The following is an 11,090-nucleotide window of genomic DNA, read 5'->3' on the forward strand; positions in this document are numbered from 1 at the left end:
CCCCACTCCGCTCGTGAGTGCGCAGCCGAGTTAGAACTCGCGTGCGCACTCACGAGCGTCACCGCCGTTGCCACGCCGCCGGAGGAGCCGATGCCGCGCGTCGTTCTGGAGACCGGCAGGCTCACGCTGCGCCGGTTCACCGAGGCCGACGTGGACGACCTGGTCCGGCTGGACGGCGACCCCGAGGTGATGCGCCTGCTCACCGGCGGCAAGCCGACTCCGCGGGCGGTGATCGAGAACGAGGTCCTGCCCGGCATCCTGTGCGAGTACGACCGCGGCCCGGCAGGGCGCTGGGCCGCGATCGAACGGTCCACGGGGGAGTTCCTTGGCTGGTTCGCGCTGCGGCCACCGGACAACGACAGCAGCGGGGACGCCGAACTCGGTTACCGCCTGCGCGCGGCGAGCTGGGGCCGGGGCTACGCCACCGAGGGAACCCGCGCGCTGATCCGCAAGGGGTTCACCGAACTCGGCGTGCGACGGGTGTTCGCCGAGACGATGGCGGTCAACCTCGCATCGCGCCGGGTGCTGGAGAAGGCCGGCCTGAGGTACGTGCGGACCTTCTACCCGCGGTGGGACGAACCCATCGACGGCGCCGAGCACGGCGAGGTGGAGTACGAGCTGCACCGGATCGACTGGGCCGGGCCGGATCGCCACTCCCGTCCGTCATGAGACGGTGGGCAGCTCGGGACTCGACACGTCGTAGGTCTGGCCCTTCCGGGTCAGCAGCACGCCCAGCACCTTCGCCTTGCGCTCGCTCTGCCCGACGTCTCCCCACCGCACCGACTTGCCGCTGTCCAGAGTGAACTCGACACCGTGCGCGGTCTGCGCACCGGCGGACGTGACCCGCTCGCGCAGCTCGTGCGGGAGCGTGCCGAGCACCGCCGTCACCGCCCGCGTCGCGGGATCGTCCGGGCCGACCCTCGCCAGCCGCAGCTCCGGCAGGCCCTTCGGCGGCTCGGCGACCTCCTTGTAGACGACACCACCGCCGTCCACCAGGTGCAGTGACTCGCCGGTGTCGTAGAAGCCGATCGGGCTTCGCTCGGTGACGGTGATCTCGATCGTCGACGGCCACGAGCGCGCCACCACGACCGTCGCGACGGCGGGCAGGGTGGCGACCCGGTCGCGGATCGCGTCGGTGTCCACCCGCAGCATCGCCCGCTGCTCGGGCACCTTCGCCACCGAGCGGATCGCCTCCGCGGACACCGTCTCGGCCCCGCTGACCTCGACCGAGCGCACGCCGAACATGGAGGTGAACAACAGCACGTAGGCCACCCCGGCCACGGTCAGCACGCTCAGCACCGCGACCCAGCGCCGGCGCAGGACCTTCCGCCGGGCCGGGCTGTTGCCGGTCCTCGCCCTGGAACTGTCCGGCCGGCGACCACGGTTGCTGCGCGGCGCGGGACCGTCCTCCCGCCGCGGCGGCCTGCGCCCGCGGGTCGTGCGCTGCCTGGTCGTGGTCATCTGCGGTCCTACTCGCCGCGGCGGTCCAGCTCGGTGAGGATCTCGGGGCCGAGCTGGGTGACGTCACCGGCCCCCATCGTCACCAGCAGGTCACCAGGCTTGACCAGGTCGGCGGCCAGCCCGACGGCACGGTCGAACGCCGGTTCGTAGTGCACGTTCGCGCCGGTGATCTCGCGGGCGACCAGCTCACCGGTCACGCCGGGCTCCGGTTCCTCCCGCGCACCGTAGACATCCAGCACCACGACCTCGTCGGCGAGCCCGAGCGCCTCGGCGAACTCGCGGGAGAACGCCCTGGTGCGCGAGTACAAGTGCGGCTGGAACACGACGACCACCCGGCCGAGACCCGCCGCGTGCCGCACCGCCTTCAGTTGCGCGGCGACCTCCGTCGGGTGATGCGCGTAGTCGTCGTAGACCCGCACGTCACCGGCGCGGCCCTTGAACTCGAACCGCCTGCGAACGCCGCCGAACGCCGCGAGCCCCTGGATGAGACCGTCGACCGGCGCACCCAGCTCCAGCCCGGCGAGCAGCGCGGCGACCGCGTTGAACGCCATGTGCTCACCCGGCACCGCCACGCGGACCTCGATCTCCTCGCCGCCCAGCGAGATCCGTGCCGTGCCGCCGTCCTCGCCGGGGACGTAGGCGAGCACGCACGCGTCGCCCTCGCCGCCGGCCGAACGGCCGTAGCGGCGCACCCGGACCCCGTCGGCCTCGGCGCGGGCCGCCAGCTCGGCGGCGGGCGCGTCGTCACCGCACACGATGAGCACCCCGCCCGGCTCGATGCGGCGCGCGAACTCGGCGAACACCGCGACGTAGGCCTCGGCGGTGCCGTGGTGGTCGAGGTGGTCGGGCTCGATGTTGGTCACCACGGCCACCGACGGCGAGTAGGTCAGGAACGAGCCGTCGCTCTCGTCGGCCTCCGCGACGAACACGCCCCCTTCACCGTGATGGGCGTTGGCGCCGGACTCGTTGAGGTCACCGCCGATCGCGAACGAGGGGTCCAGCCGGCACTGCTGCAACGCGACGGTGAGCATGGACGTGGTCGACGTCTTGCCGTGCGTCCCCGCGATGCACGCGACCCGGTGCCCCTCCATGAGCCCGGCCAGCGCCTCGGCCCGGTGCAGCACCGGGATGCCGCGTTCGCGCGCGGCCACCAGCTCCGGGTTGGTCTCCCTGATGGCGGTCGACACCACCACCGCACTCGGCCCGCCCGGCAGCGCGTCGAGGTTGTCCGCGTGCTGTCCAACGGCGATCTCGGCGCCCTGCGCGCGCAGGGTGAGGAAGGCCCGCGAGTCCTTGGCGTCGGACCCGGACACCCGCGCGCCGCGGGCCAGCAGGATCCTGGCGATCCCGCTCATGCCTGCTCCGCCGATGCCGATCAGGTGTGCCCGCCGCAGCGCCTCGGGAACGTCCGTGCTCGTCTGCTCTGTCATGTCCCAGCCGCCTCCAGCACCATCCTGGCCAGTACCTCGTCGGCTTCCCGGTGACCGAGACCGACCGCCGCCGCACTCATCTTCCCCACCCGGTCGGCGTCCGTGACCAGGGGTACCACCAGCTCGGCCACTCCGGCCGGGGTCAGCTCCGCGTCGTCGACCAGCAGCGCCGCGCCCGCGTCGACCGCGGGCTGGGCGTTCAGCGCCTGCTCACCGTTGCCGTGCGGCAGCGGCACGAACACCGCGGGCAGGCCGACCGCCGACACCTCGGCCACGGTCATGGCACCGGACCGGCACAGCACCATGTCGGCGGCGGCGTAGGCCAGGTCCATCCGTTCCAGGTACGACACGGGCACGTAGGCGGGACGGCCGGGGAACTCCTGCACGGCGAGCGTGTTCTTCGGCCCGTGCGCGTGCAGCACGCCGATCCCGGCGTCGGCCAGTTCCTTGGCGGCACCGGACACCGCGACGTTGAGCGAGCGGGCGCCCTGCGAGCCGCCGAACACCAGCAGGGTGGGCGCGTCCGGGTCGAGCCCGAAATGGGCGCGCGCCTCGGCCCGCAGGCCGGGGCGGTCGAGCCCGGTGATCGAGCTCCGCAGCGGGATGCCGACAACCTCCGCACCGGGCAGGGTGGTGCCGGGCACCGCGACCGCGACCCGCCGGGCGAACCGGGCGCCGACCTTGTTCGCCAGCCCCGCGTGCTTGTTGGCCTCGTGCACCACGATCGGCACGCGGCCCCGGGCGGCGAGGTAGGCGGGCAGGGCGACGTAGCCGCCGAAGCCGACGACGACGTCCGCGCCGACCCGGTCGAGCACCTGCCGGGTGCGCCGCACCGAGTCGCGCACCCGCAGCGGCAGCCGCAGCAGGTCCGCGGTGGGTTTGCGGGGCATCGGCACCGGCGGGATCAGCTCGAGCGGGTATCCCCGCGCGGGCACGAGCCTGCTCTCCAGCCCGCGCTCCGTGCCCAGCGCCACCACCGACGCGTCCGGCCGCAGCCGTTTCACCGCGTCGGCGAGCGCGAGGGCGGGTTCGATGTGCCCCGCCGTGCCACCACCGGCGACCACCACGGTGGGCGCCCCGCGCGCCGCACTCCGCTCCGTCCGGTTAACCGGCTCGCTCACCTGCGTCCTCTCCGCGTTGCAGTTCCCCGTCTGCCCACGCCACGCTGCGTGGCACGTCGACCGTACTCCGGCGCGGCCCGCCTGCGGTCGGGCGCCGAAGCCGAGCGAGCGCTGCGCGCCGCCGGACGGCCGCCCTTCGCGGCGCTCCCGCGGCCACCGCCCCGGCGCTTCGCGGGCGGCCGGTACGGGTCCGGTGCGGGCAGCCGCATCAGGCGCCCGAACTTACCCGGCCCCTGCGTGCGCAGCGCCGCCACCGCCTCGGGCTCGTGCCGCGCGCAGTTGGCGAGGATGCCGAACAGCAGCATCGTCACGATCAGCGAGGTGCCGCCGTAGGAGATCATCGGCAGCGTGACCCCGGTGACCGGCAGCAGGCCCACGACGTAGCCGATGTTGATGGCCGCCTGCGCGACCAGCCAGACGGTCAGCGTGCCCGCGACGATGCGGATCCACGGATCCAGGTTGCGTACCGCGATGCGCAGGCCGACCGAGGCGAGCAGGCCGAACAGGCCGATCACCACGATGCAGCCGACGAAGCCGAGCTCCTCGCCGATCAGCGCGAAGATGAAGTCGTGCTGCACGTTGGGCAGGTACATCCACTTGGACTGGCCCTGGCCGAGCCCCTTGCCGAACAGCCCGCCGTCGGCGAGTGCGTACAGGGCCTGGTTGGCCTGCAGCCCCTTGCCGAGCGGATCGGCGTCGGGATTGAGGAAGGTCATGATCCGGTCGAGCCGGTACTGAGCGACCAGCGCGAGCACCACCACCCCGGCCAGCCCGCTCGCGATGATCACGGCGAACAGCCGCTTCGGCGCTCCGGCGAACCAGAGCAGCGCGACGAGCACCACGCCGAGCGTGATCGTGCCGCCGAGGTCCGGCTGCGCCATGACCAGGGCGAACATGAGCAGCGCCGCGGGCAGCAACGGCACCAGCAGGTGCCGCCACTGGTGCAGCACGTTGTACTTGGTCACCAAGATGTGCGCGCCCCACAGCGCCAGCGCGACCTTGGCCACCTCGACCGGTTGTAGCGAGAGCGGCCCGAGCACGAACCAGCCCTGCGAACCGTTCACGTTGGTGCCCAGCGGCGTCAGCACGAGCGCGAGCAGCCCGAGGCAGCCGACCATCCCGGTGGACGACAACTGCCGGATCCGGCGCAGCGGCACGCGCACGCCGAGCCAGAACACGATCATGCCGACCACGGCGAACAGGAGGTGCTTCTGGAACAGCGCGTATACCGACGCGTCGTTCTCCGGGTTGTACGAGGTGACCGAGGAGGCCGAGAGCACCATGACGATGCCGATCACGCCGAGCGTGCCGCACGTCGCGAGGATCAGGTGGAAGTCGGCGAGCGGACGGGACAGCCACGCGGTGAGCGTGGTGCGGACCGCCGCGAAGCCGCGCTCGGCCCGTTCCCGGGAGCGGCGCTGACCGCGCTCCCGCCGCCGTTGGTTCTCGCGGGCGTCGTCAACCACCGTCACCGGGACGTCCCCGTAGCGCGCCGACCGCGTCGGCGAACGCGTCACCGCGCTCGCCGTAGTCGCGGAACATGTCCAGCGACGCGGCGGCGGGTGCGAGCAGCACGACATCCCCGGGTCGCGCCAGGGCACGGGCCGCACTCACCGCCGCAGTCATGGGCTCATCGTCACCCGGACGGAGCCGCTTCACCGGGACATCCGGCGCGTGTCGCGCCACAGCGGCGTTGATCACCTCGGCGTCCGCACCGAGCAGCACCACGCCGCGCAGGCGCCCGGCGGCCGTGGCGACCAGCTCGTCGACCGAGGCGCCCTTGAGCTGGCCGCCCGCGATCCACACGACGTGCCGGTGCGCGAGCAGCGATCCCACGGCGGCGTGCGGGTTGGTGGCCTTCGAGTCGTTGACGTAGCGGACGCCGTCGATCTCGGCGACCTCGACGGCGCGGTGGGCGCCGGGACGGAACGCGCGCAGCCCCTTCGCCACCGCCTCCGTGCGCACACCGCACGCCCGCGCCAGCGCCGCCGCGGCGAGCGCGTTGGCGACGTTGTGCGGGCCGGGCGGGCGGACGTCGGCCAGGCAGCCGAGTTCCTCGGCGCGATGGGCCGGATCCGGGACGAACGCGCGGTCCACCAGCAGGTCCTCGACGACGCCGAGCTCGCCGGGACGCGGCGCGTCGAGGGTGAAGCCGACCCGGGTGGCGCCCGCGGGCGCGCAGGAGTCGGCCAGCCTCCGCGACCACTCCTCGGCCACGTTGTGCACGACCGTGCCGGCCCGCTCGTGGACGGTCCCCTTCGCCGCCGCGTAGTCGGCGAGCGAGCCGTGCCAGTCGAGATGGTCCTCGGCGACGTTGAGCACCACGGACGCGCGGGGCGCGAGCGTGCTCGACCAGTGCAGCTGGAAGCTGGACAGCTCGACCGCGAGCACCTCGTGCCCGGCGAGCACAGCGTCGAGAACCGCGAAGCCGACGTTGCCGCAGGCCACGGCGTCGAGCCCGGCGGCGCGCAGGATCGCCTCCAGCATGCCGACGGTGGTGGTCTTGCCGTTGGTGCCGGTCACCGCGAGCCACACCGGCGGGCGCTCGCGGTCCCGGCCGATCCGCCAGGCCAGCTCCACGTCCCCGATCACCTCGATGCCGGCGGCGGACGCCGCGACCAGCAGCGGCGCGGTGGGCCGCCAGCCGGGGCTGGTCACCACGAGCGAGGTGCCCTCCGGTGGCTCGGTGAGCCCGGGCACGAGGTGCGCGTCGAGGCCCTCCAGCTCGGCGAGCCGCGCGGCGTCGCCGTCGGTCACCGTCACGACCGCGCCGGTGCCGGCCAGCGCGGTGGTCACCGACCGGCCGGTGACCCCGGCACCGGCGACCAGGACATGGCGTCCGGCCAGTTCCGTCGTCAACTTCGCCTCGCTCGTCCCTCGCTCGCTCACCGGGCCGCTAGCCTCCGCCGAGCCCCAGCTGCTCGCTGTAGAACAGGCCGAGTCCGAACATGCAGCAGATCGCCGCGAGCAACCAGAACCGGATGATCACGGTGGTCTCGGCCCAGCCGGCCAGCTCGAAGTGATGATGGAACGGCGCCATCCGGAACAGCCTGCGCCGGGTGGTGCGGAACACCGCGATCTGCGCGACCACCGAGATCATCTCGACCACGAACAGGCCGCCGATGACGATCGCGAGCAGCTCCGTGCGGGTGGTCATGGACAGCCCTGCGACGAGCCCGCCGAGGGCCAGCGAGCCGGTGTCGCCCATGAAGATCTTCGCCGGCGCGGCGTTCCACCACAGGAAGCCGACACAGGCGCCGGTCGCCGCGGCGGCCACCACGGCCAGGTCGAGCGGGTCACGTACGTCGTAACAGGCCGCCTGGGGCGTCTCCACGCAGCTCAGCCTCGCCTGCCAGAAGGAGATGACCACGTAGGTGGCCAGCACCATCGCCGCCGCGCCGCCCGCGAGCCCGTCCAGGCCGTCGGTGAAGTTCACCGCGTTCGACCAGGCGGAGATCAGCAGGTAGGTGAAGATGATGAAGATCGGGACGGGCATGAAGATGAGCGTCAGGTCCCGCACGTACGACAGGTTCTGCGACGCGGGCGTGAGCCCGTTCTCGTCGGCGAACTGGAGCACCAGGATGCCGAACGCGACCGCCACGACCAGCTGCCCGACGAGCTTGGCCGTCTTGTTCAGCCCGAGGTTGCGCTGCTTGCGGATCTTGATGAAGTCGTCGAGGAAGCCGACGAGGCCCAGCGCGACGGCGAGGAAGAGCACCAGCAGGCCGGACGCGGTGGGACCGTCGTTGCGGGAGCCGCGCAGCCAGTCGATGACGTGGGCGGCGAAATAGCCGACCACCATCGCGACGATGATGGCCACGCCGCCCATCGTCGGCGTGCCGCGCTTGGACTTGTGCCCCTGCGGGCCCTCCTCGCGGATCTCCTGCCCGAAGCCCTGCCGCGAGAAGGCGCGGATGAGGTACGGGGTGAACAGGATGGAGACCAGCAGGCCGATCGAGGCCGCGATCAGGATGCTGATCACGCGTGACCGCCCTCCCCGAGCAGCGCGTCCGCCACGCGCCACAGCTCGGCGACCTTGGAGGCCTTCACCAGGACGATGTCGTCGGGACGCAACTCCTCGTGCAGCAGCGCGAGCGCGGCGTCGGTGTCGGGCACCAGGACCGACTCCTCTCCCCAAGAACCCTCGTGGCTCGCGCCGTGGTGCATGGCGGCGACCGCCGGGTCACCGCCGCCGACGACCACGAGCCGGCTGATGTTGAGCCGGACGGCGAGCCGGCCGATCTCGTCGTGCGCGGACACGCTATCGGCACCCAGTTCGCCCATCACACCGAGGACGGCCCAAGATCGTCGCCGCCTCGCCGACATGGACGCGAGCGTCTTGAGCGCCGCGCGCGTCGACTCCGGGTTGGCGTTGTACGAGTCGTTGACGACGGTGACGCCGTCGGTGCGGGTGCGGACCTCCATCCGCCTTGCGGAGCGGCGCTCGACCGCGCTCAACCGCCGCGCGACCTCGGCGACGGGACAACCGAGCTCCAGCGCGACGGCCACCGCGGCGAGCGCGTTGCCGATGTGGTGCTCGCCGAACAGCGGAAGCGTGACGGCTGCCTCGCCGGCCGGCGTGACCAGCCGGAACGACGCGCGGGCCTGCTCGTCGAGCGTCACGTCGGCGGCCCGGACGGTGGCGGCGGGCCCCTCCCCGACCCCGACCACCCTGGCGCGCGTGCGGCTCGCCATCGCCGCCACGAGGGGGTCGTCCACGTTGAGCACGGCGACACCGTCCTCCGGCAGCGCCTCCACCAGCTCACCCTTGGTCTTGGCGATGCCCTCGCGCGAACCGAACTCGCCGACGTGCGCGCTGCCGACGTTGAGCACCACCCCGATCCGGGGCGGCGCGACCGCGGCGAGCTCGGCGATGTGCCCCGGGCCGCGCGCGGAGAGCTCCAGCACGAGATGCCGGGTCGTCTCGTCGGCCCGCAGCGCGGTCCACGGGTGGCCGAGCTCGTTGTTGAACGAGCCGGGCGGGGCGACTGTCGGGCCGAGCGGTTCCAGCAGCTGTGCGATCAGGTCCTTCGTCGAGGTCTTGCCCGAGGAGCCGGTGACACCCACGACCGTGAGCTCGTCCCGGGACAGCTCGGTGACGACGTGCCGCGCCAGCGTGGCCAGCGCGGCGAGCACCGCGGCGCCGGAGCCGTCGGTGTCCCCGGCGAGGGCGACGGAGCGCTCGTGGGCCTGGCCCGGTGGCAGCGGAGGCACCACGACCGCGGGCGCGTCGACCTCCCTGGCGGCGAGCACCCCGGCCGCGCCGTCCGCGACGGCCCGCGCCGCGAAGGCGTGCCCGTCGACGTGCTCACCGGGCAGGGCGACGAACAGGCCACCCTCGGTGAGCCGCCGCGAGTCGAACTCGACCCCGCCGGTCACCCGCTCGGCGCCGTCCGTGCGGTGCAGCCGGCCGCCCACGATCTCGGCGATCTCGGCCAGGCTCAGCGCGATCACACGTTCACCTCGAGTTTCTCCCGGATGGCCGCCTCCAGCTCGTCGCGGTCGGAGAACGGGTGCACGACACCCTGGACCTCCTGTCCCGTCTCGTGCCCCTTCCCGGCGACCAGCACGACGTCGCCCGCCTCAGCGTGCTCGACCGCGGCGGCGATCGCCGCGCGCCGGTCGGGCACCTCGATGACCTCACCGCCGTGGGCAGGCTCGACCGTGCGGGCCCCGGCGAGCATGGCCGCCCGGATCACGGCGGGGTCCTCGCTGCGCGGGTTGTCGTCGGTGACGATGACCAGGTCGCTGCCGCGCGCGGCGGCCTCGCCCATCATCGGGCGCTTCGCGGTGTCGCGGTCGCCGCCGCAGCCGAGCACGGTGATGATGCGGCCGTTGGTGCGGGTGCGCAGGGCCTGCAGCGCCTGCGTGACGGCGGCGGGCTTGTGCGCGTAGTCGACGACCGCGGTGAACGGCTGGCCCAGGTAGACGCGTTCCATCCGGCCGGGGACCTCGACGGTGGCGAGGCCGGTCACGATCTGGTCGAGGGACACACCGGCGCTGTCCAGGATCGCGGCGGCCAGCACGGCGTTGGCGACGTTGAACTCGCCTGGCAGCGGCAGGGTCGCCGCCGCGCTGCTGCCGTCCGGGCCGTGCAGCACGAAGGACTGCTCCCCGGCCGGGGTGATCGCGATGTCGGTGGCGCGCCAGGCGGCCTGCGTCTCCGGCTCGGTCGAGGCGGTGACGGTCTGCGGGGTCACCAGCGCCTGGCCCCACGCGCTGTCGATCACGACGGCCTCGATGGTCGAGCGGCCGTCGAACAGCAGCGACTTGGCGGCGAAGTACTCCTCCATGTCGCGGTGGAAGTCCAGGTGGTCCTGGGAGAGGTTGGTGAACGCGCCGACGGCGAACCGGGTGCCGTTCACCCTGCCCAGCGCCAGCGCGTGGCTGGAAACCTCCATCGGCACGTGCGTGACGCCGTTCTCGACCATCACGGCGAACAACGCCTGGAGGTCGGGCGCCTCCGGCGTCGTGAACGCGCTGGTGATGCGCTCACCCGCAATACGGGTCTCCACGGTGCCGATGAGGCCGGTCGTACGCCCTGCGGCCCGCAGGCCGGCCTCCACGAGGTAGGCGGTGGTCGTCTTGCCGGACGTGCCGGTGACGCCGAGCACGGACAGTTTCAGCGACGGCTCGCCGTAGATCCAGGCCGCCACCGAACCGAGCACGCCACGCGGGTCGGCGTGCACGAGCACCGGCACGTCGGCCTCCACCAGCGCACGCCGTTCGGCACCGGCCTCGTCGGTGAGCACCGCCGCGGCGCCCGCGGCGATCGCCTCCGCCGCGAAGTCGGCGCCGTGCGTGCGGGCGCCGGGCAGCGCGGCGAAGAGGTCACCGGGAAGCACCTGGTGGGCTCGCAGCGTGGCGCCGGTGACCGCGACCTCGGGCGCGCCCGGGTCCGCGATGAGGCGGGCATCGGCACGCGCCACGACGGTCGTGAGCGGCACCGGCTCGATCAGGCTCGGTCGAGGCGGCGCGGCGACGACCTTCGCCGGGCTGTCCGGGACCTGCCTCCCGGGCGTGGCAGGCCCGTCGTGGTTGACAGACACGCCGGAAGGCTACCGGCGGCGCACTCCGC

9 protein-coding genes are annotated in these 11,090 nt (G+C 73.2%); 1 reads left to right on the forward strand and 8 read right to left on the reverse strand.

The genetic code is table 11. The features are described 5' to 3' along the window. Positions 1-90 precede the first annotated feature (90 nt). Positions 91-669: a GNAT family N-acetyltransferase gene (locus JAP66_RS20085; protein ID WP_199433336.1), complete on the forward strand. Its 579-nt coding sequence runs from the start codon at positions 91-93 to the stop codon at positions 667-669. Here the strand turns inward: JAP66_RS20085 and JAP66_RS20090 are convergent. The 8 genes from JAP66_RS20090 to JAP66_RS20125 are packed head-to-tail and all read right to left on the reverse strand — an operon-like array spanning position 664 to position 11,061. Continuing rightward, positions 664-1,461 (reverse strand): cell division protein FtsQ/DivIB, encoded by a 798-nt coding sequence (locus JAP66_RS20090; protein ID WP_199433337.1) that lies wholly within the window; start codon positions 1,459-1,461, stop codon positions 664-666. The two genes, JAP66_RS20085 and JAP66_RS20090, sit on opposite strands and share 6 nt — an antisense overlap. 8 nt (positions 1,462-1,469) lie before the next feature. Next, positions 1,470-2,891 carry a UDP-N-acetylmuramate--L-alanine ligase gene (gene murC, locus JAP66_RS20095; RefSeq protein WP_199433338.1) on the reverse strand — a complete coding sequence of 474 codons (1,422 nt, stop codon included), beginning with the start codon at positions 2,889-2,891 and terminating at the stop codon, positions 1,470-1,472. Further along, on the reverse strand, positions 2,888-4,012 hold the full coding sequence (murG, locus tag JAP66_RS20100) for an undecaprenyldiphospho-muramoylpentapeptide beta-N-acetylglucosaminyltransferase (RefSeq protein ID WP_199433339.1): 1,125 nt from the start codon (positions 4,010-4,012) through the stop codon (positions 2,888-2,890). The genes murC and murG overlap by 4 nt, the downstream gene beginning before the upstream one ends. Then, positions 4,009-5,484, reverse strand: coding sequence for a putative lipid II flippase FtsW (gene ftsW / locus JAP66_RS20105; RefSeq protein WP_199433340.1), 1,476 nt, complete (start codon positions 5,482-5,484; stop codon positions 4,009-4,011). Before ftsW ends, murG begins: the two co-directional genes overlap by 4 nt. Further along, entirely contained in the window at positions 5,471-6,871 is a 1,401-nt protein-coding gene (gene murD / locus JAP66_RS20110) for a UDP-N-acetylmuramoyl-L-alanine--D-glutamate ligase (protein ID WP_210770412.1), read from the reverse strand. Before murD ends, ftsW begins: the two co-directional genes overlap by 14 nt. Positions 6,872-6,908: 37 nt before the next feature. Further along, on the reverse strand, positions 6,909-7,994 hold the full coding sequence (mraY, locus tag JAP66_RS20115; RefSeq protein ID WP_199433342.1) for a phospho-N-acetylmuramoyl-pentapeptide-transferase: 1,086 nt from the start codon (positions 7,992-7,994) through the stop codon (positions 6,909-6,911). After that, entirely contained in the window at positions 7,991-9,466 is a 1,476-nt protein-coding gene (locus JAP66_RS20120; protein ID WP_199433343.1) for a UDP-N-acetylmuramoyl-tripeptide--D-alanyl-D-alanine ligase, read from the reverse strand. Before JAP66_RS20120 ends, mraY begins: the two co-directional genes overlap by 4 nt. Next, positions 9,463-11,061, reverse strand: coding sequence for a UDP-N-acetylmuramoyl-L-alanyl-D-glutamate--2,6-diaminopimelate ligase (locus tag JAP66_RS20125; protein WP_199433344.1), 1,599 nt, complete (start codon positions 11,059-11,061; stop codon positions 9,463-9,465). The genes JAP66_RS20120 and JAP66_RS20125 overlap by 4 nt, the downstream gene beginning before the upstream one ends. Positions 11,062-11,090 lie beyond the last annotated feature (29 nt).

Origin of the sequence: Qaidamihabitans albus, from assembly GCF_016464705.1 — a bacterium.
Lineage (GTDB): Bacteria > Actinomycetota > Actinomycetes > Mycobacteriales > Pseudonocardiaceae > Qaidamihabitans > Qaidamihabitans albus.